The organism is Citrobacter sp. Cpo071, assembly GCF_030332765.1.
In the GTDB taxonomy this organism is placed as follows: domain Bacteria; phylum Pseudomonadota; class Gammaproteobacteria; order Enterobacterales; family Enterobacteriaceae; genus Citrobacter; species Citrobacter portucalensis.
In genome coordinates, this window is the sequence record NZ_JAOWHE010000070.1 from 1 (window position 1) to 25,837 (window position 25,837).

The window sequence follows — 25,837 nt, forward strand, 5'->3', positions numbered from 1 at the left end:
GAGCTGCGCGCCGGGGTTATCAGCGATGAAAACCGGCAGTGGCTGGCCGGGTGCGGCCTGACGCCGGAACAGATGGCGGCGCAGATGGAGCCGCTGCCGGTCCCGGAAAGGACGCTTCATCTGTACCACTGCGACCACCGGGGCCTGCCGCTGGCGCTGATACGCCAGGACGGCGCCATCAGCTGGCGCGCGGAGTATGACGAATGGGGCAACGTGCTGCGGGAGGATAATCCACATAATCTGCAACAGCTTATCCGCCTGCCGGGCCAGCAGTATGACGACGAATCCGGACTGCACTACAACCGCCACCGGTACTACAATCCGGGACTGGGGCGGTATATCACCCAGGACCCGATAGGGCTGATGGGGGGGTGGCATTTATATCAGTATTCTTTTAATCCAATTCAATTTATAGATCCACTAGGCTTGGCTCAAATTTGTACAAGACCCCTTAAAGGTTCGCGAGGTTTCAGGACAAATGGCATGACAGGTCTCGACCTTGGTATTTTCCATGCACACATATTCTTTGATGATGGTACTAATATCGGCTATGGTGGTGATAGTGGGGTATTTAGTGAACCTAAAACTAATGATTATACCTGTAACAAAGAAAAATATAACGATGAAATAATGAAAAAAGCAGTCGATATAGTCAAAAATGAACCAGATAACTTATTATTTCCGAAAGGAAGTAAACAATATGAAAATGATAACTATGGTTTTATAGTAAATAACTGTCAAGACTTTGTAAGCGATGTTCTGGATGAATACAACAACATAGAAAGTGCGAAACAATGAGCCGTTTTCTGGTAAGAATTTTTATCGTTGATATTTTTATATTATCAATTCAGGCTGCATTGCTACTTTACCATCCATTTCGCTCGCAAAAAAATGATGTAATATCTGATTTAATTATTCACTTAACGTTTACTATAAAAAATGATACTGTCTTATTTCTAAATCCGCCCTTATTAATTTTTTTATATTACGCACTATTTTTTTAACAAATAAAACTGGTGGATTGATACTGAGATTATTCGTACCAGGGATTTTAAATTTCATTACTCTGTATTGTTTTTCTTGGATTGAAATGCTTCTGTTAATAACCAATGACGTTAGGGTATAGCAGTACGAATACAGTCACCTCCGTGAGGATGATTTTAGTTAAATGGACATGCCCCGTATTAGCACCTAGCGGGACAACTGGAGGAGTACCTACAGGATAGGAAAGTTCATCTATACCACTGCGACCACCGGGGCCTATCGCTGGCGTTGGTCAACGCGAAGGGGAAAGTGGACTGGTCGGCAGAATATGATGCTTGGAGTAATGTGCTGCGTGAGAATAATCCACACAATCTGACGCAGCTCATCCGTCTGCCGGGACTGCAGTATGACGACGAATCCGGACTACACTACAACCGTCACCGGTACTACAATTCGGGACAGAGACGGTATATCACCCAAGATCCGATTGGACTGGAGGGCGGATAGAACCTATGTTCATACCCGCTAAATCCTATTAAGAATTAAGGAAAATATGGTTTAGACGAAAAAATCATCTCCAACTACAATCCTTCGTAATGGGCTTTACAGATGATTACTTATCTACAATTGTAACAACCCACAAGGAATGACACATTTCCCTAGAGATATGGAACATCTTTTGCCTGTCATCCCGTCTAAGCCTCCGTATCATTAGGCGGCGAATTAATCGGGTACGGGTCAATGACATTCAGAGATTTTGAGGCGGAAGAAAAGCTCTTCCAGCGGCGTGTATTGGTGGCCTTTGGCCTGGTAGTCATCTGTTTTGGCATCCTGATTTACAATCTGTATAACTTACAAATCTGTCAGCACCAGTATTACACCACCCGGTCGAATGCAAACGACATCAAAATGCTGCCCGTCGCCCCAACGCGTGGCATGATTTACGATCGCAACGGCATCCCGCTGGTGCGCAACGTTACCTGGTACGATATTTCCGTTACGCCGTATAAAATCAGCGATATGAATGCGTTACTCCAGCAGCTCACGCCGATCGTTGACCTCACACCTGATGACATAGACCAGTTTCGCCATGAGCTGAAAGCCAGCAGCCGCTATCGTCCTGTGGTGCTAAAAAATGCGCTAACCGATGTCGAAATCGCCCGTTTTTCGGTAAACCAGTTTCATTTTAGCGGCGTCAACATCAATAGTTACGAAGACCGCCAGTATCCCTATGGCGCGGCGCTGGCGCATGTCCTGGGTTATGTTTCAAAAATCAATGACAACGACCTGAAAGCACTGGTTCAAAAGGGCCTGGCGGAGAACTACGCCGCCGATCACAACATCGGTAAGCAAGGTATTGAGCGCTATTACGAAAACGAACTGCATGGAAAAACCGGCTATCAGGAGGTGGAAGTAGATAACCACGGACGCATCGTACGCCTGATCAAAGATGTGCCGCCCGTTGCCGGAAAAGATATCCATCTGACGCTGGATTTACATTTACAGCAATACATTGAGAGCTTGTTGGCTGGCCAGCGTGCCGCCGTTTTGGTTGAAGATCCACACGACGGTTCCGTACTGGCGATGGTCTCAAACCCCAGCTATGACCCTAATCCGTTTGTCAAAGGCATCAGCTATCAGGACTATAACAAGTTACTCCAGGATAAAGACCTGCCATTAATCAACCGCGTCACGCAGGGATTGTACCCTCCCGCTTCAACGGTCAAACCGTATATGGCTATGTCGGCATTACTGAACGGGGTAATCACGCCGCAGACCAGTTTCTTCGGCGCCCCTACCTGGACGCTACCCGGCACCGAACGACATTACCGTGACTGGAAAAAAACGGGCCACGGTATGCTGGATGTCACCAAAGCGATAGAAGAGTCTGCCGATACGTTCTTCTATCAGGTGGCGTATATGATGGGGATCGACCGGATTAACAGCATGCTCAGCCAGTTTGGTTACGGTAAACCGACCGGCATCGATCTTGATGAGGAGTATAACGGCCTGCTCCCGAGCCGCGAATGGAAGCAAAAAGTGCACAAAAAAGCCTGGTATCAGGGGGACACTATTTCAGTTGGCATCGGTCAGGGCTACTGGATTGCCACACCTATCCAGATGGTAAAAGCCATGGTCGCACTGATTAACAACGGCAAGGTTATCGTCCCTCACCTGCTGCTCGATGAAGAGAGCGGCAAAACCATCACGCCGTATCAGGCTCCAGAAGCACCGTCACAAATCGCCTCAGCCTCATCGCCCTACTGGGGACTGGTGCGTCAGGCGATGTTCGGCATGGCGAATGAACCAAATGGTACAGGTTATAAGTTCTTTCACACCGCGCCATACGGCATTGCGGCAAAAAGCGGCACCTCGCAGGTCTTTAGCCTTAAAGAAAATCAGACCTACAATGCGAAGATGATCCCTGTCCGCTTGCGCGACCACGTGTTCTATACCGCATTTGCACCCTATAAGAACCCGAAGGTCGCGGTGGCGTTAATTCTGGAAAACGGCGGCAGCGATGGTGTCACCGCCGCGCCGGTTATGCGTCAAATCATGGATCATCTGTTTGCCCCGCAGGACAATACGGTACAAACAGTGACGACTGAACAATCAGGACCGATAGCGGTATCGCCATCGAATACCGATATCAAAAATACTTTCGCAAGTATTCGGTAAGGCACAGCATCGCCATCGCCTGTCCGTAAGGCATGGAGGTCCGAGGGATGTTGCGGTAGAAATCGAGATTGTGTCCCATCCCGGTACCAAACGAGGTGTGCAGCAGTTCACCTTCCGGTGAAATATGCTGCACAATGCCGCGAATGGCTTTTTCGGCTACCGGCGCATACTCTTGCCCAACATAGCGTTTACGTACTGCTTTGAGGATCCCATAGGCAAATCCGGCAGTTGCCGATGCTTCCAGATACGACTGCGGGTCGTCCAGCAAGGTATGCCACAACCCACTTTCATCCTGGCATTTCGCCAGCGCCGCGATTTGCGCGTTCAGGACCTGTACCAGATAGCGGTGAACAGCATTGCTTTCCGGGAAATCAAGTAATTCGAGGAAGTCCGGGATCACGATAGTTAACCAACTGTTGCCACGCGCCCAGCGGGCATTAGCAAAGTTATGATTTCCTTCATAGCTCCAGCCGTGGAACCACAGCCCCGTTTCTTTATCCATCAGGTTTTGCACGTGCAGCAGGAACTGATACGTTGCCTCTTCGATGTAGTCCGGGCGATTGAGTAGCTTGCCAATCTTCGCCAGCGGTAAAACCGTCATCATCAGCGTGTCATCCCACATCTGTTGATGGTTTTCTTCCGCCAGCGTGATGTGTTGCATACCACCAAATTCGGTACGCGGCATCTCATGCATTGCCCACTCAGCCCAGCTGTCGAGCCACGGCAGATACGCTGGATTACGCGTCTCTTCATAGCGATACGCCAACGTTAAAAATGGCGCCATGGTGTTCACGTTTTTAGTGGTTGCACCTTCAGCAAAGCGATCGGCAAACCAGCTATCGATGATATCGCGCATCGTTTCATCGCCGGTTTGCAGATAGTACTGATACATCCCGTACAGGCCGACGCCGTGTGTCCACTCCCATCCCGCCCAGCCTTTAGTATCAATTACGCGTCCATCGTCCAGACGCAGCAAGAACTCGCCGGTTTCGTCATGAATATTGACCAGGTTATGCGTCACCTTTTTGATCAGCGTTTTTAATTCATCCCTGGCAATAAAATGTTCTGGCTGGCGCAATAACGGGCTATGTTTAACCGGGTAAACAATCATTTACTAAACCTCTGTCAATGTCGGATTCAATGCTGTGACCTGCCCCTGTTACGGCGCAGCAGCTTTTTTGGAGGCCCCGCAATCCTCGCTTTGACAATGGGCATCCTTATAGGGTCACAGTAAAAGCTAACAGGAAGTGAAACCTTTCTATTTCTGCCAGAAGGATTCGTGAAATGGCAAGAATACAAAGAGTCCGGCAACGTACGTCACTTATTTTATAAAACGGCGTTTCTATTTAATTGAATGAGAGACTGGAATGTTGAAGCAACCAGCAGTTTCAACTGCTGGTCTGAATGACGGAGGGTGTTAACGGTAGTTCACAATCACCTGATTGCTCTGAATGCGTAACGCGGGGATCAGGCGACCACCGCCGGGGACCTCCCAGACAAAATGCATCGGTTCAATGGCCGGAACGTTATTGAACCCGTTGGTGGTCCCACTTTGCCCGTCCAGTTCGACACAACGGGACTGAGAACATAAACGCACCCGCAAACCTGCGGGCGTTGGGCCATTCAGCTCATAGCGCCAGGCCACCAGCGTCATCAAGCCTGAGACCGGCTGGCTGGGAACCAAAGGATCAGACGAGGCTGACTGGCCACGGTGATTTAAGGTGATCCCCATGCCACTTGCCTGCCAGGCCCCTTCTCCGGCGGCCTGCGCCACCAGAGGAAAAAACAACAACCACAGTAACTTACGCATTATTTACCTCCAATGGTCGCCGTCATGCGGATATGGCGGTTATCGGAAAGCTCCATATTCGATAACACCACCAACTGCGGGATGCTGCGGCGTAAAAACCGCGCCAGTAACGGACGTAACGCGTGATTAACCAGCAAGACCGGCGGCGCGCCCAACATTTCCTGCCGGGACAGCGCTTCCTGAGTCTGGGCCAGCAGTCGGTCTGCAAGCCCAGGCTCCAGGCCGCCGCCCCCCTGCAGCGCTTGCAGCAGCAAACGCTCGAGCGGAGTATCAAGACCGATAACCTGAACCTCTTCATTACCCGGGAACCACTGCTGAGTGATGGCGCGTCCTAACGCAACACGGACGACCGCGGTAAGCTCATGCGGATCGTTTTGCAGCGGCGCATGTTCCGCCAGCGTTTCAAGAATGGTGCGCATATCGCGAATCGGTACTTTCTCGTCCAGCAAGTTCTGCAGCACTTTATGCAGCGTGGTGAGCGTCACAACGCCCGGCACCAGATCTTCCGTCAGCTTTGGCATCTCCTGCGACACTCGATCCAGTAACTGCTGCGCTTCCTGACGGCCAAACAGCTCAGCGGCGAACTGCCCAATCAGGTGGTTTAGATGCGTAGCGACAACAGTACTGGCTTCAACCACCGTAAAGCCCTGAATCTGCGCCTGTTCCTTCAATGCGCTTTCAATCCAGATAGCGTCCAGTCCGAACGCCGGATCGACCGTTTTCTCACCCGGCAGCGACCCGGCGGCAGTACCCGGGTTAATGGCCAGCCAGCGTCCCGGATAGGCGTCACCGCTGCCAATTTCTACCCCTTTCATCAAAATTCGATAGCGGGCTGGCTGCAGATCCATATTGTCTCGAATGTGTACCACCGGCGGCAGGAAGCCCATATCCTGGGCAAATTTCTTACGAATACTGCGAATTCGCCCCAGTAACTCGCCATCCTGCTGAAAATCCACCATTGGGATCAGGCGGTAACCTACCTCCATGCCCAGCGAATCTTCCAACTGCACGTCGTTCCACGTGGCTTCCACCACGGAGTTGTTTTCCGGCATTTTCACCGGCTGCGGTTCATCTGGCGCTTTTCGCTCACGACCGCGCATCCACCATGCCAGAGCCAACAATGCGGCAGTAAACATCAGAAACACCAGGTTCGGCATGCCCGGAACCAGACCCAAAAGTCCAAGTACCGCCGCACTGAGCAACATGACGCTGGGGTTGCTGAACAGTTGGGTCACCATCTGTTCGCCTACGTCCTGGTCGGTACTCACGCGGGTCACGATAACACCCGCCGCGGTAGAGATAACCAGCGCAGGAATTTGTGCCACCAGCCCGTCACCGATGGTCAGCAGGGTATAACTTTCCGCAGCGCTGCCCATGCTCATACCATGTTGCAACACCCCAACTAACAGACCGCCGACCACGTTGATTACCATGATCAAAATACCAGCGATGGCATCTCCACGGACGAATTTACTCGCACCGTCCATTGAGCCGTAAAAATCCGCTTCCTGGGTCACTTCCGAGCGTCGTTTTTTAGCTTCATCTTCGCCAATCAGACCGGCATTTAAATCTGCATCAATCGCCATCTGCTTGCCGGGCATACCATCCAGAACGAAGCGCGCGCCAACCTCGGCGATACGCCCTGCACCTTTGGTGATTACCATAAAGTTAATGATGACGAGAATCACGAAGACCACGATGCCGATCGCGAAGTTACCGCCCACCAGGAAGTGGCCGAAGGCTTCAACCACCTTCCCCGCCGCCGCCGCGCCGGTGTGTCCTTCCATTAAAATGATACGGGTAGACGCGACGTTCAGCGCCAGACGTAATAATGTGGTAAACAGCAAAATCGTCGGGAATGCGGCAAACTCCAGTGTACGCTGGGTGAACATCGCCACCAGCAGCACCATGATCGACAGCGCAATGTTAAATGTGAACAGCAAATCGAGGACGAAAGCCGGCAGCGGCAGCACCATCATCGACAAAATCAGCAGGATGAGGATCGGTCCGGCAAGGATTTGCCATTGCGTGGATTTCAGGTTGCTGGGCAGACGCAGCATCGCGACCAGATTAGCCATCAGTATTCTTCTCGTTCATGAAATCCAGTGCTTCTGGCACCGGAAGGTTTTCAGGTTGTGGTGGACGTTTGCCGCCAGCCAGACGCCAGCGTTTTAGCTGCCATACCCATGCCAGTACTTCGGCAACGGCGGCGTATAATTGCCCCGGTATTTGCTGACCAATTTCAGCATGGCGATAGAGCGCACGCGCCAGTGGCGGCGCTTCTAATGTCGGGACACGGTGCTCTGCGCCAATTTCACGAATGCGCAACGCAACCAGCCCGGCCCCTTTCGCAACAACTTTCGGCGCACTCATTTTGTTCTCGTCATACTTCAACACCACTGAGTAGTGCGTAGGGTTAGTGACAATAACGTCTGCTTTCGGCACATCCGCCATCATGCGACGCTGAGCGGCCGCGCGCTGCATTTGACGAATTTTGCCTTTAACGTGCGGGTCACCTTCGCTTTGCTTAAATTCATCGCGGATATCCTGACGCGACATACGTAGCTTTTTCACATGGCTATAGATCTGGAAAAAGACGTCAAACCCCACCATCGGAATAACGCCAAGTACCACCAGTAGTGCACACATACCGACTAAATCCAGGGCGTTGCCCATCGCCGTAATCGGTGACTCCGCCATCAGACGCATCATCGCTGGCCAGTTATGCCAGAGATAAAATCCGGCCACGCTTCCCACTAACGTGGACTTCAGTATCGCTTTGAGCAGTTCTGCGCCGGTTTGCGCGGAAAACATGCGCTTAATGCCCGGCAACGGATTCAGCTTAGAGAATTTGGGTTGCAGGGATTTACCGCTGAAAATCAAGCCGCCAAGCATCACCGGGGAAATTAAAGCCACCAGAACGACGCCGGTAATCAACGGCAACAGCGCAATCATCGCGTCTTTAATCAGCAGGATGATTTGGCTGAGGATCAGATTCGGGTCGTTAACCATACTGTGGTCAAAACGTAATCCGGCCGACAGCATGCCAGCCAGCCTGCGGGCAAGCGACTCCCCACCAATCCAGATAATGCACACACCCACCAGCAAAATAAGCAGTGAGGTTAGCTCTTTGGATCGGGGGATCTGCCCTTCTTCCCGCGCTTTTTCAAGTCGGTGGGGTGTGGGGGCTTCTGTTTTGTCGTCGTCGCTTTCTTCTGCCACGCATCAGACCCTGGATAGAGATATAGGCGAGAATGATGCCAGAACAGCTATCCAGCAATGGGAAGAGTAAGCGGTAAAAAAGACGGGATTTATGGCTTTAAGCTGAATTGCGTGTAAGCCGGATGAGAGGCCCACGCCTCACATCCGGCAAATACGCATCAGAACCCGAGGCTATCCAGCAGGTCGTCAACCTGATCCTGACTTGCCACTACACCGGCTTTCGAGGCGTCAACCTGCGGGCCGTTAAGCAAGCTTTCGTTTTCACGTTTTGGACGAGCGCCCTGTTCCGGAATGTTTTCCAACAGAACCATCAGCAGCTGACGTTCAATTTCCTGGATAACATCCATCATGCGCTTGATGACCTGACCGGTGAGATCCTGGAAATCCTGCGCCATCATGATGTCCAGCAACTGGGCATTGGTAAAGCTGGTATGTCCAGGCACATCACCAAGGAACTGACGGGTATCGGTGACCAGTTCACGAGCATCGGACAGTTCGATCGGATTTTCGAACCATTCATCCCAGCGTTTAGTCAGGTCTTTGGCCCCTTTTTCCATCGCGTCCTGATGCGGCTGCGAAGCTTCTACGCTGTTTAGCGCGCGCTCTGCCGCCTGCGCGGTCATCTGTACAACATAATCGAGACGATCGCGGGCATCAGGAATCGCTTCTGCCGCTTCGGCAATGGCCTGATCCAGCCCCAGTTCACGCAGGCTGTCGCGCAGCATTCGGGTCAAACTGCCGATGCGCGCGATGATGTCCCCTGCAGAGTGTTCGTCAGCAGGTTTAATTTGTGGTTGCATCATCATCACACCCTCACATGCCCAGTTTCTCAAAGATTTTATTCAGTTTTTCTTCCAGCGTCGCCGCCGTGAACGGTTTCACGACATAGCCACTGGCACCTGCCTGTGCTGCCGCAATGATGTTCTCTTTTTTCGCTTCTGCCGTGACCATCAGCACCGGCAGAGAAGCCATCCCGCCATCGGCACGGATGGTTTTCAGCAGTTCCAGTCCATCCATGTTCGGCATGTTCCAGTCAGAAATAACAAAACCGAATCCCCCAGCCTGCAGCTTGTTCAGCGCATCCACGCCGTCTTCAGCCTCTTCAACATTGTTGAATCCCAGCTCTTTAAGCAGGTTACGCACGATGCGACGCATGGTGGAAAAGTCATCCACAACCAAAAACTTAAGCTCTTTATCCGCCATAAAAATAAACTCCTGATTCAAATACGTATTGCCTGTCCGGCACTAATTTTCACCAGCATTTGCTGGCTCACCTGGCTAAGATCGACCACTTCGCTTACGCCACCCATATTGATGGCCTCGCGCGGCATGCCGAACACCACACAACTTGCTTCGTTTTGCGCAATGGTCCAGGCTCCCGCCTGATTCATCGCTAACATTCCGGCTGCGCCATCGTTGCCCATACCGGTCAGGATCACCCCGACGGCATTGCGCCCCGCATGTTTCGCCACCGAATGGAACAGCACATCCACTGAGGGCCGATGCCGATTAACCGGCGGACCGTCATGAATTTTGATTTGATAGTTCGCGCCACTGCGCGCCAGTTCCATATGCTTGTCGCCCGGCGCGATATACGCATGCCCCGGGAGTACGCGCTCTCCGTCTTCTGCCTCTTTCACGGTTATCTGGCACAGTTTGTTCAGACGTTCGGCAAATGAACGGGTAAACCCCGGCGGCATATGCTGGGTAATAAGAATACCGGGGCTTGAAAGTGGCAATGGCTGGAGTACATGGCGAATTGCCTCTGTTCCTCCGGTTGACGCCCCAATCACCAGCAGCTTTTCCGAACTGAGTAACGGCCCTGCTTTCAAGGTCGTCGGTGCCGCCATGGGCTTATGGGCCGCCAGTTTTGCGCGCGATGCGGTGCGGATCTTTTCAGCAATCATCTCGCTATACGCCAGCATCCCTTCGCGGATCCCCAGTTGCGGTTTGGTGACAAAATCAATCGCCCCCAGTTCCAAGGCCCGCAGCGTGACCTCTGAACCTTTGCCGGTCAGTGAAGAAACCATCACCACAGGCATTGGACGCAGGCGCATCAACTTCTCCAGGAAGTCGAGGCCGTCCATGCGCGGCATTTCCACGTCCAGCGTCAGGACGTCGGGATTGTATTTTTTGATTAAATCCCGGGCGACCAACGGATCCGGCGCCGTCGCCACCATTTCCATATCACTGTGGCTGTTAATAATTTCGGTCATGATTTGACGCATCAATGCAGAATCATCTACCGACAACACCCTGATTTTACTCATGCTTTATCCTTACCTGGCGCATGCGCATACACGGTCTGTCCACGCAGGCTAAACTCGCGCACAAGGTTGCTAAAGTTTTCTGAATGACCTGCAAACAGCAGCCCGTCAGGTTTAAGAAGTGGAACAAAACGGTGCAAAATGTCCTGTTGTGTCGTTTTATCGAAATAGATCATCACGTTACGACAAAATATGGCATCAAAAGGGCCAGGCACGTTGTACTGCTTATCCAGTAAGTTCACGCTGGAAAATTCAACATGACCTGCCAGTTCCTGCCTAACGCGTACCAGTCCTTCATGCGGCCCGGTGCCGCGCATGAAATAACGCTGCAACTGCTGGGGTGACAGCGTCTTTAGCTCATCGAGGCGGTAAATGCCGTTTCTGGCCTTTTCCAGCACTTCGGTATCAATGTCGCTGGCAAAAACGCGCCAGCGGCCCGGTGCCATACCTAAGGTATCGGCAAGCGTAATCGCAATGCTGTAGGGTTCTTCTCCGGTTGACGCCGCCGCGCTCCAGACGCGGTATTCACCGCTGCGCCGACGAGCGTGATCTGACAGCACCGGAAAATGATGCCCTTCGCGAAAAAACGCGGTCAGGTTGGTAGTCAGGGAGTTAATAAAAGCCTGCCACTCAGCACTGTTCTGGTTAGCTTCCAGCATGCTGAGATAGCGACCAAAGTCATCCAGCCCCAGGGTACGCAGTCGACGAACCAGGCGGTTATAAACCATGTCCCGCTTATGGTCGGCCAGTACGATCCCCGCACGCTGGTAGATTAATTGACATATCCGACGAAAATGCGCGTCAGACAGCGCGAGGCGCTGTGTCATCTGTAACAATAATGACGTTTGCCCGGAGGGCAGAGATGATGTCATAGCGCCTTCTCAATCACATTCAGGATACAACGGGCGCAACCTGAGGCTGCGCCAACTCTTGTTTTGCTACGGTTTGCTCTTCAAGTTTAAAAAATGCGACACAAGCAGAAAGATGATCGGCCTGCGTGGCAAGTTGTCCGGCGGCGGATGCGGCTTCTTCCACCAGACCGGCGTTTTGCTGCGTCACGGAGTCCATCTGGCTGACGGCCTGCGCCACCTGCTCAATGCCTCTGCGCTGTTCATCGGATGCCGAGGCAATTTCGCCCATGATGTCGTTAACCCGGGTCACCGAACTGACTATTTCCGTCATAGTGCGCGACGCCATATCCACCAGCTGCGAGCCCTGATGCACCCGGGTGACAGATTCCTCAATCAGTCCCTTAATTTCTTTCGCCGCCTGTGCGCTACGGCTTGCCAGATTGCGCACCTCACCAGCGACGACGGCAAAACCACGCCCTTGCTCCCCCGCCCTGGCGGCCTCTACCGCGGCATTCAACGCCAGGATGTTGGTCTGGAAGGCAATGCTGTCAATCACGCCGATGATGTCGCCGATTTTCTGCGAGCTGGCAGAAATCTCATGCATGGTGCTGGCGACCCGGGACGTCTGCTCGCCACCTTTATGCGCTGTGTCTGCCGCACTTTTGGCGATTCCTGACGCCTGGCGCGCATTATCAGCGTTCTGGCCGACGGTGGCGGTCAGTTGCTCCATGCTGGCCGCCGTTTGCGCCAACGCGGCCGCCTGCTGTTCGGTTCGCGAAGATAAATCGTTATTGCCCATCGCAATTTCTGAAATACCGCTATGCATGGCAGAGCTGCCCTGACGAACGTCACTTACCGTTTCGCGTAACGCCTTTTGCATCTTCTGCAGGCTGGCAAAAATGGCCGAGATCTCATTGCGCCCATAAACCGCTATCGGTCGTGCCAAGTTCCCCGCGGCAATACTGTCGAAATGGCTGCCAATAATCGCCAGCGGCTGAACGATCATCTTGCGCGACCAGAACAGCGCACCGCTGGTGAGCAGTGCCGCCAGTACCACCATGGTGGCGAAAATCACCCCCGACATATGGTAATTTCGCTGGCTCTGATCGCCTGCCGTTTGTAACACGCTGTCGATGTTGCTCTGCCAGGCATTCACATTCGCATCAAAAGCATCCTGAGCCGCCTGCACCGGCGCGGTCAGAAAATCTGACAACTGATTATTTTCAAGCCAGGTGGCCTGATGCGCGAGAGCGCTGTGCCACTGGCTGAAACTATTCTCCGTTGCGCCAAACAGCGCCTTCCCTTGCTCCGTCGAATCCGACGTCGCCATAAAGCGTTTAAACATCAACTCAGACTGCGCCAGGCTATCGCGCGCGAGGGTCATCAGCGTTTTGATGTCCTCTGGCGGATAGCTCAGGGCGGTCAGCGTCCCTGCCTTATTAAGGGCCGTACTGGCCTGTAATAACACAGCGCGGGTTTGGGCCAGCGCAGCGCGTTGCTGATTACTCCGTTCGACCTGATTCAGGTTCTGAAAACCGTCCCGAAATGCCCAGAAGGACAAGCCATTACTGCCAATCTGCAAAACACCGCAGAGGATTAAAATCAAAAACAGCGTGGTCGAAATTCGAATACGATTAAACATCAACGCTCCCATCGGGCGGCACTGGCCGCGGTTTAACTATCAGTCAAAATGTTTCCCAATTCGTATCTTGTTCAATGCTCTGGCGCGGATAGGATGCGCTCGGGGCTGCTGGTAATCGTGTATCGCGTGGTTTTGTCGAGGCCGGACGTGACGCAAGACGGAAAGTCGATACCGACTGCGTTAAGCGACTGGCCTGTTCTTCAAGAGCGGCCGCTGCGGCAGCTGACTCCTGTACCAAAGAGGCGTTCTGCTGCGTAACGCGATCCATTTCAGAGACCGCGAGCGCAACCTGATCAATCCCCCGGCTTTGCTCATCAGATGCCGAGGCAATCTCGCCCATAATGTCGGTCACCCGCGTCACGGCATTGACGATGTCGTTCATTGTTTCGCCGGCGCTTTCTACCAGTACGGAACCGGTATCAACCCGGGAAACGGAATCCTCAATTAATGCTTTGATCTCTTTCGCCGCCTGCGCACTGCGACTTGCCAGATTACGCACTTCACCCGCCACCACGGCAAAGCCGCGGCCTTGCTCACCGGCGCGTGCTGCTTCAACTGCCGCGTTCAGTGCGAGAATGTTGGTCTGAAAGGCAATGCCATCAATGACGCTGATGATGTCGGCGATTTTCTTCGAGCTATCGGCGATTTCGTGCATGGTGTTCACCACGCTATCAACCACTTTGCCGCCATGCTGCGCGGTATCGGACGCGCTTTTCGCCAGTTGCGAGGCCTGACGCGCGTTGTCCGCGTTTTGCTTCACGGTTGCGGTCAGCTGTTCCATGCTGGCAGCGGTCTCTTCCAGTGCAGACGCCTGCTGTTCCGTACGAGATGAAAGGTCAGTGTTTCCGCTGGCAATTTCGCTGGTACCGGAATAAATCGCATCAGAGCCTTCACGCACCAGAGTGACGGTTTCCGTCAGCGAGCGCTGCATATGATCAACCGTACTGGCCAGCTCGCCGATTTCGTTACGGCCACTAACGGCGAGAGTTGCGGTCAGGTTACCGCTGGCGATTTCCCGGATATGGGCAATGACACGGGACAGAGGATTAAGCAGGGTATGACGGATGCCATACCAGACCACCACCAGAATCAGCACCAGCACCACGGCCAGCACGCCAAGCTGCCATTGGGCGAAATGGTAATCCCGCGCGCTTTGATTAAATGCCTGGACGTAAAGCTTTTCGCTAACGCTGGCGTACTTGCCCAGCGCCTCGCCGAGCGCGTTTTGCATTCCCTGCGTAGGCTGCGCGAAGTAGGCGTCCATATTGCCGCTTTCCAGAAACTGAACCAGTTCTGCCAGGGCCGCATGGTACTGCTGATATTTTTCCTCAACGTTGCCGCTGGCTTCTGCCATTTCCGGCAACGGTGTGATGTTTTTAAATTTTGCGTAATGCGTTTCAGCCTGCGCCAGCGATGCTTTCGCATTCTTCAGCAGATCGTTTTTGGCGCTGCTTTGCTGGTTAGATGCATCCATCATCATGCGCGCAGAAGAACGGCTTAAATTGATTCGTGTCTGCAGCATCAGATCCCATGTTGAGGTGAGTTCACTTTGCTGCTGTCGAAGATCGTTAGAAATAACAAAACTTTGCTGATTCTGCTGCAATGAAGAAAACAACAGACCACCGGAAACAAGCTGTAGCAGTGCGAAAACCCCCAGCACCATCATCAGCATTGTGACAACGCGGATACGGTTAAACATAAGGCACCTTCCTGAAAACGAGTTATCAACGTTATCGGCACTCGCTGAGATAACTTTACGTTTGCGAAAAGGAAATCCTGAAGGGATGTGAAGCCTGGCGAGGGGAAGATAAAACGGGTGTGCAGCAACCACAAATCATTCACATAAAAACACCATAATTATCATGTAAATAACATTTATTTTCATCGGTGAGCACGGTCAGAATGGCCGAAATACGCATTTTTATGTGATTGAGATCACACATACGCATCGTAAATACCACAACAAAACGGATAAAAAATTAAAAAAAGTTGTATCCATTTACGCTTTAATCCAATTTATATGATGAATACCTCGTTACCACTTAATAAGTATAAAAAATGAGTAACCGATCAATAAATGTTAAATCCTTACTGAGGGCTTTTTAGTGGCAAATGCAAACAAACTCACGTTGTTTATCGTGATCTTCATGCTGGCGGGGATCCTGTCGGGTGCGGTGATCCACTCTTATGCCTCCCCCGGCGTCGTGACCGCCTGGGCCGATAACATTACGCTTCTTACCGACATCTTTTTACGCCTGATTAAAATGGTGATCGCGCCTTTAGTATTCAGCACCCTGACCGTTGGTATTATGCGCCTGGGAGAAACGTCCACCATCGGTCGCGTGGGCGGCAAAGCGATGATCTGGTTTATCAGCTCTTCTATACTGTCTATCCTGGTCGGTCTGTTTGTGGTTTCCCTTGAGCAACCCGGCAGCGGGTTGAACCTGGCGATCCCGCTGGAAGCCACCGACACCGGCCTGGCCGTGGGCGGCATGAGCCTGAAAGGTTTTCTGACGCATACCATTCCAACCAGCATCGCCGAAGCGATGGCTAACAATGAGATCCTGCAAATTGTGGTGTTCTCAATGTTTTTCGGTATTGGTGGCGCATCCCTTGGTGAGAAATTCAACGCCCCACTGGTTGCGGCGCTGGATGTGGTTTCCCATATTATGCTCAAAGTGACCGGCTACGTGATGTACGTTGCGCCGCTGGCTATTTTTGCCGCCATCTCTTCCGTCATCTCCACCCAGGGGCTGGGGATCCTGCTTAACTATGCGTCGTTTATCGGCGGCTACTATGTGGCGATTTTGCTGACCTGCCTGGTTCTGCTGGCTGTGGGTTATATCATGCTGAAAAAAGAGGTATTTCGCCTGGTGAGCATGCTGAAAGACCCGGTTTTGGTCGCATTCACCACCAGCAGTTCCGAAGCCGCTTATCCGAAAACGCTGGAGCAATTAACTAAATTTGGCTGCTCACCCAACATCGTGTCATTCGTGCTGCCTATCGGTTATTCGTTTAACCTGGTCGGTTCTATGGTCTATTGTTCATTTGCCTCCATGTTTATCGCGCAGGCCTATAACATCCACCTCTCCTTCGCAGAAATCACCGTCCTGATGCTGACGCTGATGCTGGCGTCCAAAGGGATTGCCGGTGTGCCGCGTTCAGCACTGGTAGTGCTGGCTGCAACCATCCCGAGCTTTAATATTCCGGTCGCCGGGATCCTGTTACTGATGGGAATTGACCACTTCCTGGATATGGGACGTTCAGCAATCAACGTATTAGGTAACGGGATTGCAACGGCGATGCTGGCGCAGGATGAAGGTTTACTGGAAGAAGAACAGGAGCTGGTTGAGCGGGAAGCGTAAGAGGGAAATCTGCCGGATGCGCTACGCTAATCCGGCCTGCAACAACAATCATTGTAGGCCGGATGAGTTATGGCGATTATGCGACGTGGGAAGCGGCAATATCCAGTAGCGCCATTTCTTCGCTGTTCAGCAGCTTCTCAATGTTGACCAGAATCAGCATCCGGTCACCCAGCGCACCCAATCCCGTCAAATATTCCGTCGACAGCGTGACCGCAAATTCCGGTGCCGGACGGATTTGATCCGTTGTCAGCGACAGCACATCCGAGACGCCATCTACCACAATTCCAACCACCCGCTGACCCAGATTAAGCACAATCACCACGGTGTTTTCGTTGTAATCCACATCGCTCTGGCTAAATTTCACGCGCAGGTCGACGATAGGCACAATCACACCACGCAGGTTTGTGACGCCTTTGATAAACGCAGGCGTGTTAGCGATGCGCGTCACCTGATCATAACCACGGATTTCCTGCACTTTCAGGATATCGATACCGTACTCTTCATCCCCCAGCGTAAACACGAGGAATTCCTGACCTGACGGTTCGCCGGCCAGTTTAGTTACATTACTCATACCGGTCATATAATTCCCTTCTCACTCAATCAGGCGGCTGTGATCGCCACACGTTGTTCGCGGTTTAACCCCTGCAATGCAGAGACATCGACAATCAGCGCGACGCTGCCGTCGCCGAGGATCGTTGCAGCAGAAATACCTGGCACTTTGCGGTAGTTGCTTTCCAGGTTTTTGACCACTACCTGGTGTTGGCCAATTAACTGATCGACCAGCAGCGCATAGCGACGCCCTGCACTTTGTAAAATGACCACTATGCCCTGAGTCGCTTCAGTTTTAGCGCCTTCAACCTCAAAGACTTTCCACAACTCAACCAGCGGTAAATATTCGCCACGCACTTCCAGAACGCGCTCTCCTCCGGCCAGCGGATGGAGATCCTCTTCGCGCGGTTGCAGCGATTCCATAACGGCATTCAGTGGCAGAATGAAGACCTCATCGGCCACACGCACGGACATCCCGTCGAGGATCGCCAGCGTCAGCGGCAGCAGAATGCGAATAGTGGTCCCCTGTCCCTGTTTAGACTGAATCTCAACATGGCCGCCCATCTCCTGGATATTTCGCTTCACCACATCCATACCCACGCCGCGTCCGGAAACATCCGTCACCTGTTCGGCGGTCGAAAAGCCTGGAGCGAAGATCAGCATACCCACTTCGTCATCGCTCATGTTTTCGTGGATCGGCATGCCCTGAGAGACAGCTTTAGCCAGGATACGTTCGCGGTTCAGGCCAGCGCCATCATCGGTCACTTCAATACAAATATTCCCGCCCTGATGCTCCGCGGAAAGCGTCAGGTTGCCGATTGGGCTTTTGCCGGATTCAAGGCGTTTTTCCGGCAGTTCGATACCATGGTCGAGGCTGTTACGCACCAGGTGCGTCAACGGATCGATGATGCGTTCAATCAGGCTCTTATCGAGTTCGGTTGAACTACCTACCTGCGTCAGCTCGACCTGTTTACCCAGCTTACCGGCCAGATCGCGCACCAGACGAGGGAAACGGCTGAACACGTACTCCATTGGCATCATACGAATCGACATCACCGACTCTTGCAAATCGCGGGCGTTACGTTGTAACTGACCCATGCTGGTGATGAGATCGCCATGATTGACAGGATCCAGTTCGTTAGAGCGCTGGGCCAGCATCGACTGGGTGATTACCAACTCACCGACCAGGTTAATAAGCTGATCAACCTTTTCAACCGCTACGCGGATACTGGTCGACTCGCTGGCGCGGGCGGGTTTTTCACGTTCCGCGCGGCTATGTGGTGCTTCACTGGCGGTAGCTTTCACCGCAGGTGCCACAGCAACCGGCTGCGGTTCAGTGACAACAGCCACCTCTTCAGCTTCAACTGCCACAGGCGCTGCGCTGACGGTTTCGAATTCAATTTGGTCAGCTTCAATGACAAAGCAAAGCACCGCGATGATGTCATCTTCTGCGAGGTTGCCATCAAGCGTTGCTGATAACGTGTCGCTTCCTTTTACCACATCGGTTAAGGTCGCCAGATTCCCCAATTCCTCTTCCAGCAGATCGACTTCACTGGGTTTCAGGCGCGAGAGAGTAATGCGTTTCTTGATCTCTTCACTGGCGGGTTCAGGCTTTGCAACCGCCTCTTCCTGCATCGTGGCGCTGTCAACAACGCTAAGTTTTGCTGAGTTAACAACTGCCGGTGCGGTTTCACCTTTCGCTTCGAGCGCTAACTGCCGTAACGCCTGGCAGATGTACTCAAAACTGTCGGCATCAGGCTCCACTGAGCTTTTATAGGCGTCGAGCTGTTCCTGCATAATATCTTTCGTTTCCAAAAACAGGTTGATAATGTCGGCATTGAGCTGCATCTCGCCACGCCGCGCTTCATCCAGCAGGTTTTCCATCAGATGGGTCGTTTCCTGCAAAATGGTAAAGCCGAAGGTGCCCGCCCCGCCTTTAATCGAGTGCGCTGCACGAAAAATGGCATTCAGCTGTTCGGAATCCGGGGCTTCAGGAACCAAATCAAGCAGGTGTTGCTCCATATCAGCCAACAGTTCGTCAGCTTCATCAAAAAATGTCTGATAAAAATCGCTAATATCCATGCTCACGCTATCACCTCGGATTGGCTGGTGGCGATGTGGGAACGCTTACCGGCGGGAGTTCCGCTGGCCGTTGTAAGACACTTACCGGCTCATTCTGGCTTTCAGCGTTTTCATGCAAAATGGCCTCTTCTGCCTGCTTATTGAGAACCAGCAGGCTAATACGGCGGTTGATAGCGTCTTCAGGACCGCGATCGCTCAGACGCATCGTGGCGGCCATACCTACCACACGTAATACTTTTCCATCATCCAGACCGCCGCTAACCAGCTCGCGACGCGATGCATTTGCGCGATCGGCAGACAATTCCCAGTTGCTGTACCCTTTCTCACCATTCGCGTAAGGGTAATCATCCGTGTGACCGGAAAGGCTGATCCGGTTAGGGATCCCGTTGAGCACTGGAGCAATCGCGCGCAGGATATCGCGCATGTACGGCTCAACTTCAGCGCTACCGGTCTTAAACATCGGTCGATTCTGGCTGTCGATAATCTGTATCCGCAGCCCTTCCTGAACTAAATCAATCTTTAAATGCGGACGCAGCGCTCGCAGTTTGGGATCGGATTCAATCAGTTGATCGAGATCGCCGCGAAGTTTGCTCAAGCGGCTCTGTTCCATACGTTTTCTCAGGTCATCAATATTCGGCTGCTTGTTCACCTCGCCCTGCTGCTGGGTGTAATCATCCCCGCCGCCTGGAATCGGGCTTTGGCTATTCGAAATACGATTTCCCCCGGTCACTGCGGTGGCCAGCGGTGTACGGAAATATTCGGCAATCTGGATCAATTCTTTAGGGCTGGAAATAGAAATGAGCCACATCACCAGAAAGAAGGCCATCATTGCGGTCATAAAATCGGCGTAGGCGATTTTCCACGAGCCATGCGCCCCACCACCGTGATTCTTATGTTTGCGTCGCTTTACAACGATAATGGGATGGGCCTGATTTTTCATGCGTCCTCGGTCGTCTGTTGCGCAGTTGGATTTCTCACCGCACGAACATGTTCTTCCAGTTCGATAAACGAAGGACGTTCGCTGGAGTACAGTGTCTTACGACCAAATTCAACGGCAATCGGCGGCGCGTAACCATTCAGATTGGAGAGCAGCGTTATCTTCACGCACTGCATCATTTTGGTTGTTTCAGCGCTTTTCTGGCGCAGAACGCTGGCAAGCGGAGAAATAAATCCATAGGCCAGCAAAATACCGAGGAATGTTCCCACCATCGCATGCGCAATCAACGCACCCAGCTCTGCTGCCGGGCGATCGGCAGAAGCCAGCGCATGCACAACACCCATAACGGCCGCGACGATCCCGAATGCCGGTAGTGAGTCGCCGACCATCGCCAGACTATTCGCCGGGACTTCAGCCTCACTCTCATGAGTCTCAATTTCTTCGTCCATCAGCGCTTCAATTTCAAACGTATTCATGTTGCCACTGATGATCAGGCGCAGATAATCGACAATAAAATCAAGCATTACCGCATCCGCAAGAATGCGCGGATAGCTGGCGAAGATTTCACTTTCTTTTGGGTTTTCGATGTCGCGCTCAAGCGAGAACATGCCCTGTTGACGTGACTTAGCCATCAGGCGATACAAGAGCGCCAGCAGATCCATATACATCGCTTTGGTGTATTTCGAACGACGGAAAAGCAACGGGATCGCTTTCATCGTCCCTTTGATGGCTTTCCCGTTATTGCCGACGATGAATGCCCCAATACCCGCACCACCGATAATCACCAGCTCAGCCGGTTGATAGAGTGCCCCAAGGTGTCCGCCGGTCATCATGTAACCGCCGAAAACTGTACCAATAACAACCAGGTAACCTAATAAGATAAGCACGACATCATCCTTTCGCAATTGACTATGACAGGATGCGCAGTCGGGCAATTAACGTAAGGTCAGGACAAAAAAAAGCAGCGGTAATCGCTTACCGCTGCTGGAGTGTTCATCCACACCGTATCAGTTAAACAGCCTGTTCGATCTGTTCATCCAGCAGTTGTGGAATAATATCGGCAGCATTCTGGGAAAGTTTACGTCTTTTTACGGCCCGTGATGGCGGTTGGCATAAACTACAGGCAAAGCTGCCTGCGGGTTGATGTGCGTGGGTGATAAAATTCCCACCGCAGCAATTGCATTGGGACAACTCCAGCAATCCGCTGTCGACAAATCGCACCAGCGTCCACGCGCGGGTTAACGCCAACAATGGCCCTTCTTCAGGCTGCGGACACTGCTCAAGATATAACCGATACGCCTTGATCACGGCATCCACGCCGCTACAGAGACCCGTTTTGAGCAGGAATTGCCATGCATTGCAAAACATCGACGCATGAATATTTTGTTCCCACGTCATAAACCAGTCGGTGGAAAACGGGAGCATCCCTTTTGGCGGAGGACTACCGCGTAATTCTTTGTACAGCTTGATTAATCGACCACGGCTTAATTGCGTTTCGCTTTCCAGCATTTGCAAACGGGCGCCCAATGTGATTAATTCCATTGCTAACTGGATATCACGCGCTTCCTGAACAATGCTTTTTTCGCTCATCATCAAGCCCTTTTCTTACGTGCTGCATCATCGATGTCGCTTAACAGGCGTGTTGAAAGCATGATACCGGTATGAATTTGCTGAAGATCGTCAACGCGGGAGTCTTGCGTCAGGCGAGTAACAGTCTGGTGATCGTCGAAACGGAAATGACATACCAGTTGGTTTGTTTCGGCCAGTTTGACCATTTGAGGAAGTGTTAATGTTGCCAACGTGTCCGCCATTTCCTCGCTGATACCAAGGCGAAACATCGCAGATGCTTTGTCCTGAACGATCAAACGCTGTGCAAGCAATAAATATGACAAATTGATGTCATAGATGTGTTTCAGCAACTCGGATGTATGCATTATTTGCATCCATAATAACCAACATTGTTTTCATGCGGTAAAACCGCACCCCGTGATGTCGCCGGGAAGGCCCGGTAAAAAAAAGCAAAAGGTCAAATACATAGCAGCGTGACGACACTTACGCGTTGTCTAAACATTCCCTTTTAAGAAGGCAGCGTCCCTTACAAGCTCACATCAATTCTTACAAATGTCTAAGATTTTTCCTAATTCGACGCAACTCTACCCGCCGTCAGTTACACATACAACGGAGGTATGCCGCGAATTTAAAGAATATGTGATCAAGATCACATAAACCAGCCAAACACTTAACATAAATCCATCAGCGCAGCTTTTACTTTGCTTATTTTTTAATCCGCAATCATCTATTTCAATTCCTGATGTACGAATATTCTTGCAATAAAACCGAATAGTATTTTGTTCACATCCGTTAATATCACGCCGTGAAATAGCGAGCTGGATCACATATTTAACTCAAAAAACTTTTTTAATTAAATTCTTTAGAAACAATAAGTTAAATATTTAGAGTGATTAATTAATACCGCGATGTGACGACCTTGCAAATGTTAATATATGTTTAATTTTTATTAACACATTGTTTTCATTAGCGGTGGGTTTCACTTAAGTAACCTGAACATATCTGCAACTAATATGAATCGATTATTCTATTTATAAGAATAATTAATGAATAATCATGATGACATTCACACTATCGAGGCGGGAAACGTTGCAGTATGGGGTAAGCTGAGTAAAGCTGAAAAGCCCTCTCATAATTCTTGAAAAAAAGGAGCGAGTTATGAGCTATTCGCACATTCTTGTTGCTGTTGCCGCCACCCCTGAAAGTCAGCAGTTGTTAGACAAGGCGGTTTCTATCGCTCGCCCTGTCAACGCCCGAATTAGCCTGATTACGCTGGTCTCAGACCCCGAACTGTATAACCAGTTTGCTGCCCCCATGCTGGAAGACCTGCGTGAAGTGATGCAGGAAGAGACTCAGGATTTTATCGACAAACTTAGCAAAGAAGCAGAATACCCCATTGAGCATACCTTTATTACCTATGGGGCTCTGAATGAACATATCCTGGATGTGTGCCGCAAACACGCCATTGATCTGGTCATTTACGGCAACCATAACCACAGTTTTTTTTCGCGCGCTTCCTGTTCAGCGAAAAGCGTGATTCATACCAGCCAGGTGGACGTTCTTCTGGTTCCGCTAGCTGGAGATTAATCCACAGTGCCACGACTTCATGCGAGTTTAGAACAGGAAGAGATATTGTCTGGCAGTTGGCATTGACTCCGACGCGGCGTGACCGTTTTAAGATCGCAAATGAACGTCGCCTGCCAGTTGTCGATATCGTTTTTAACGATAGTCTCAAGCATTTCCGCGTGACGCGAGATACGTTCGGTAAGTGGCATCGTCAGCGCCTGGTTTAATGCGCCTGCCACTTCATCCCGGTCATAAGGATTAACAATAAGCGCGGAGGTTAGCTCGTTCGCCGCCCCGGCAAATTGCGATAAAACCAGCACGCCAGGGTTAGCAGGATCCTGTGCGGCCACAAACTCTTTCGCCACCAGGTTCATACCATCGCGCAACGGGGTCACCAACCCTACATCAGAGTAGCGGAAGATCTTCATCAGCAATTTACGATCAAAATACTGGTTCAGATAGTAAAGCGGCGTCCAGCCCAGTTGCCCATATTTGCCGTTGATTCGCCCTGCCTCTGTTTCCAGTTGGTGGCGAATATCCTGATAGGCCTGCACCTCTTCGCGCGAGGTCGGTGCTATCTGCGTATAGCGAATTTTACCGTGGTGCTGCGGATAATGTTCCAGTAAGGCCTCATAGGCCTGAAAGCGCTCCGGCAAGCCTTTGGAGTAATCCAGACGCTCCACGGAGAAAATATTCTGCACATTTTTAAGCTCCGCTTTTAGCTGTGCCAGTTTTGGCGGCAGCGGACCGGACGCCTGTCGTGCAATCTCATCCGGTTCAATACCGATGGGATAAACCTGAGTACGAAACGCTTTTCCCCATGCCAGGTGCTGCTTATCTTTATGCGTGGTCACCCGAGTCTGGGCTGCGAGACAGTCCAGAAAAGCCTGACGATCGTTTTCGGTCTGGAAACCAAGCAAATCAAAATCACACATTTGCTCAAGTAGCGCCAGATGCGGCGGGAGCGCATTAAAAATTTCCGGCGTCGGAAAAGGAATATGCAGGAAAAAACCGATGCGATTGCGCACGCCGCGCTTACGTAGCTCGCAGGCAAACGGCAACAGATGGTAATCATGAACCCAAATAATGTCGTCATCGCCAAGCAACGGCAGAAGTTTATCTACCAGTAAGGCATTAACCCGTTGGTAACCTTCCCAGGCAGAGCGCTGAAACTGAACTAAATCCAGTCGATAGTGAAACGCGGGCCATAAAACCGCATTTGAAAACTGGCAGTAATACTCTTCGTAATCTTGCTCACTCAAATTAAACGAGGCCCAGGTGATATTGCCACGGGTGACCTTTTTTAACGGTTTATCCTCATTACCTGTATCACCACTCCAGCCAAACCATAAACCACCAGCAGCTTTTAACGCGCCCAGTACACCGACCGCGAGCCCACCCGCGCTCCCTTTGTCATCTGGTGAGGCGATACGATTAGATACTACGACTAAACGACTCATAGCCACCTCTTCTGTTATTCGTTGCTTTCGGTTCTTGCTGCGAAGAGTTATTTTTCTCCAGCCAGTGCCAGACATCCCTGACACCATCCAGACGCCATGTTGCCTGCGTCGGCCCGCTCCCTACCTTTACAGAAATACCGCCAGCGCGGTTAACTACAGCAAACCCTGTTTCATCTGTCAGATCATCACCGAAAAACACAGGGATCCGGCCAGCAAAAGGCGCTTCCTGCATAAATGCAGCTATCGCGTCGCCTTTATTACTGCCCTTAGGCTTTATTTCCACGACACATTTTCCGTGCTGCAGAGCAAGCTGCGGCCATCTGCGCGTGATGCGTTCAGCCAGCGTAACCAGCGCCGCTTCGTGTTCGGGTGCCTGGCGATAATGCAACGCGAAGGCCATGCCTTTGGTTTCAAGTGTTGTCCCCGGTAACGTCACCAACGCTGCGTGTAATAACGCCCCGGCTTCACGTTCGATACCTTCAGGCAGGTTTACTATGTGCGTTTGACCATTGATGTCACGGCGTTCTGCCCCATGCACTCCGGCAAGCGGAAAACGAAACGGAGTAGTGAGTGCGTCAAGCTCAACCATTGAGCGCCCTGAAATCAATGCCAGCGCATCCGCATTCTGCGTCGCTAACCGATGTAGACATTGCAGGATTGTCTTCGGGACAACGACCTGGTCGGGAAAAGGTTTAATCTCAGCAAGTGTCCCATCGAGATCAAAAAAGTAAGCACAGTTTGCAGATTGTTCAGGGGGTAAAGTCAGTGATGCTGTCACCCGGTTATCCTCCTCATCATGGTCAGAACGCCACGCGGATCGCGGCGTATAGATGATGTATGACGGATATAAGTAT

22 protein-coding genes and 1 pseudogene are annotated in these 25,837 nt (G+C 51.6%); 5 read left to right on the plus strand and 18 right to left on the minus strand.

The window, feature by feature from the left end; all coding sequences use genetic code 11:
- From OGY09_RS05995 to mrdA2, 3 genes and pseudogenes are all read left to right on the plus strand, one after another.
- Positions 1 to 798, plus strand: a 798-nt coding sequence (locus OGY09_RS05995) for an RHS repeat-associated core domain-containing protein (RefSeq protein WP_286590099.1), incomplete at its 5' end; no start/stop codon positions are given.
- Positions 799 to 1,212: 414 nt separating this feature from the next.
- Positions 1,213 to 1,491, plus strand: a pseudogene (locus OGY09_RS06000) (RHS repeat-associated core domain-containing protein); the annotation flags it as partial.
- A gap of 234 nt (positions 1,492 to 1,725) precedes the next feature.
- Positions 1,726 to 3,663 carry a peptidoglycan DD-transpeptidase MrdA2 gene (gene mrdA2, locus OGY09_RS06005; protein WP_032943793.1) on the plus strand — a complete coding sequence of 646 codons (1,938 nt, stop codon included), beginning with the start codon at positions 1,726 to 1,728 and terminating at the stop codon, positions 3,661 to 3,663.
- Here the strand turns inward: mrdA2 and bglB are convergent.
- The 10 genes from bglB to tar form a co-directional block, all read right to left on the minus strand.
- Positions 3,635 to 4,774, minus strand: a complete 1,140-nt coding sequence (bglB, locus tag OGY09_RS06010; RefSeq protein WP_032943794.1) for a beta-galactosidase BglB — start codon at positions 4,772 to 4,774, stop codon at positions 3,635 to 3,637. The two genes, mrdA2 and bglB, sit on opposite strands and share 29 nt — an antisense overlap.
- A gap of 306 nt (positions 4,775 to 5,080) precedes the next feature.
- A complete protein-coding gene (gene flhE, locus OGY09_RS06015) occupies positions 5,081 to 5,473 on the minus strand; it encodes a flagellar protein FlhE (protein WP_003833862.1) in 393 nt (130 codons plus the stop codon).
- On the minus strand, positions 5,473 to 7,551 hold the full coding sequence (flhA, locus tag OGY09_RS06020; RefSeq protein WP_032943795.1) for a flagellar biosynthesis protein FlhA: 2,079 nt from the start codon (positions 7,549 to 7,551) through the stop codon (positions 5,473 to 5,475). Before flhA ends, flhE begins: the two co-directional genes overlap by 1 nt.
- On the minus strand, positions 7,544 to 8,695 hold the full coding sequence (gene flhB / locus OGY09_RS06025) for a flagellar biosynthesis protein FlhB (protein WP_275399203.1): 1,152 nt from the start codon (positions 8,693 to 8,695) through the stop codon (positions 7,544 to 7,546). The genes flhA and flhB overlap by 8 nt, the downstream gene beginning before the upstream one ends.
- Before the next feature lie 158 nt (positions 8,696 to 8,853).
- Positions 8,854 to 9,498 (minus strand): protein phosphatase CheZ, encoded by a 645-nt coding sequence (gene cheZ / locus OGY09_RS06030; protein WP_003034659.1) that lies wholly within the window; start codon positions 9,496 to 9,498, stop codon positions 8,854 to 8,856.
- Positions 9,499 to 9,508: 10 nt separating this feature from the next.
- The gene (cheY, locus tag OGY09_RS06035) at positions 9,509 to 9,898 is read right to left on the minus strand and encodes a chemotaxis response regulator CheY (RefSeq protein WP_003034656.1); all 390 of its coding nucleotides are present in this window, start codon (positions 9,896 to 9,898) and stop codon (positions 9,509 to 9,511) included.
- Positions 9,899 to 9,915: 17 nt separating this feature from the next.
- On the minus strand, positions 9,916 to 10,965 hold the full coding sequence (locus OGY09_RS06040) for a protein-glutamate methylesterase/protein-glutamine glutaminase (protein ID WP_003833872.1): 1,050 nt from the start codon (positions 10,963 to 10,965) through the stop codon (positions 9,916 to 9,918).
- On the minus strand, positions 10,962 to 11,834 hold the full coding sequence (cheR, locus tag OGY09_RS06045; RefSeq protein ID WP_032943796.1) for a protein-glutamate O-methyltransferase CheR: 873 nt from the start codon (positions 11,832 to 11,834) through the stop codon (positions 10,962 to 10,964). The genes OGY09_RS06040 and cheR overlap by 4 nt, the downstream gene beginning before the upstream one ends.
- 19 nt (positions 11,835 to 11,853) lie before the next feature.
- Entirely contained in the window at positions 11,854 to 13,455 is a 1,602-nt protein-coding gene (gene tap, locus OGY09_RS06050; protein WP_032943797.1) for a methyl-accepting chemotaxis protein IV, read from the minus strand.
- A gap of 43 nt (positions 13,456 to 13,498) precedes the next feature.
- The gene (gene tar / locus OGY09_RS06055) at positions 13,499 to 15,154 is read right to left on the minus strand and encodes a methyl-accepting chemotaxis protein II (RefSeq protein WP_032943798.1); all 1,656 of its coding nucleotides are present in this window, start codon (positions 15,152 to 15,154) and stop codon (positions 13,499 to 13,501) included.
- A gap of 406 nt (positions 15,155 to 15,560) precedes the next feature.
- Here tar and OGY09_RS06060 point away from each other — a divergent pair, with 406 nt between their 5' ends.
- Positions 15,561 to 16,820 carry a dicarboxylate/amino acid:cation symporter gene (locus OGY09_RS06060; protein ID WP_150388540.1) on the plus strand — a complete coding sequence of 420 codons (1,260 nt, stop codon included), beginning with the start codon at positions 15,561 to 15,563 and terminating at the stop codon, positions 16,818 to 16,820.
- A 76-nt stretch (positions 16,821 to 16,896) separates the two neighbouring features.
- Here the strand turns inward: OGY09_RS06060 and cheW are convergent, their stop codons facing one another.
- The 6 genes from cheW to flhD all read right to left on the minus strand — a co-directional run bounded on the left by cheW (position 16,897) and on the right by flhD (position 22,322).
- Positions 16,897 to 17,400 carry a chemotaxis protein CheW gene (gene cheW / locus OGY09_RS06065; RefSeq protein WP_003034638.1) on the minus strand — a complete coding sequence of 168 codons (504 nt, stop codon included), beginning with the start codon at positions 17,398 to 17,400 and terminating at the stop codon, positions 16,897 to 16,899.
- Between the two features lie 20 nt (positions 17,401 to 17,420).
- Positions 17,421 to 19,457: a chemotaxis protein CheA gene (gene cheA / locus OGY09_RS06070; protein WP_032943801.1), complete on the minus strand. Its 2,037-nt coding sequence runs from the start codon at positions 19,455 to 19,457 to the stop codon at positions 17,421 to 17,423.
- 4 nt (positions 19,458 to 19,461) lie between these two features.
- Positions 19,462 to 20,391 carry a flagellar motor protein MotB gene (gene motB, locus OGY09_RS06075; protein WP_003034631.1) on the minus strand — a complete coding sequence of 310 codons (930 nt, stop codon included), beginning with the start codon at positions 20,389 to 20,391 and terminating at the stop codon, positions 19,462 to 19,464.
- A complete protein-coding gene (gene motA / locus OGY09_RS06080; protein ID WP_003034628.1) occupies positions 20,388 to 21,275 on the minus strand; it encodes a flagellar motor stator protein MotA in 888 nt (295 codons plus the stop codon). The genes motB and motA overlap by 4 nt, the downstream gene beginning before the upstream one ends.
- Positions 21,276 to 21,399: 124 nt before the next feature.
- Complete coding sequence (gene flhC / locus OGY09_RS06085; RefSeq protein WP_008785071.1) at positions 21,400 to 21,984, minus strand: flagellar transcriptional regulator FlhC; 585 nt, start codon at positions 21,982 to 21,984, stop codon at positions 21,400 to 21,402.
- Entirely contained in the window at positions 21,981 to 22,322 is a 342-nt protein-coding gene (gene flhD / locus OGY09_RS06090) for a flagellar transcriptional regulator FlhD (RefSeq protein ID WP_003034622.1), read from the minus strand. The genes flhC and flhD overlap by 4 nt, the downstream gene beginning before the upstream one ends.
- A gap of 793 nt (positions 22,323 to 23,115) precedes the next feature.
- Here flhD and uspC point away from each other — a divergent pair.
- A complete protein-coding gene (uspC, locus tag OGY09_RS06095; protein ID WP_032943802.1) occupies positions 23,116 to 23,544 on the plus strand; it encodes a universal stress protein UspC in 429 nt (142 codons plus the stop codon).
- 17 nt (positions 23,545 to 23,561) lie between these two features.
- Here uspC and otsA read toward each other — a convergent pair whose 3' ends face one another.
- Complete coding sequence (otsA, locus tag OGY09_RS06100) at positions 23,562 to 24,983, minus strand: alpha,alpha-trehalose-phosphate synthase (protein ID WP_032943805.1); 1,422 nt, start codon at positions 24,981 to 24,983, stop codon at positions 23,562 to 23,564.
- A complete protein-coding gene (otsB, locus tag OGY09_RS06105; protein WP_032943806.1) occupies positions 24,958 to 25,761 on the minus strand; it encodes a trehalose-phosphatase in 804 nt (267 codons plus the stop codon). Before otsB ends, otsA begins: the two co-directional genes overlap by 26 nt.
- Positions 25,762 to 25,837: the final 76 nt, after the last annotated feature.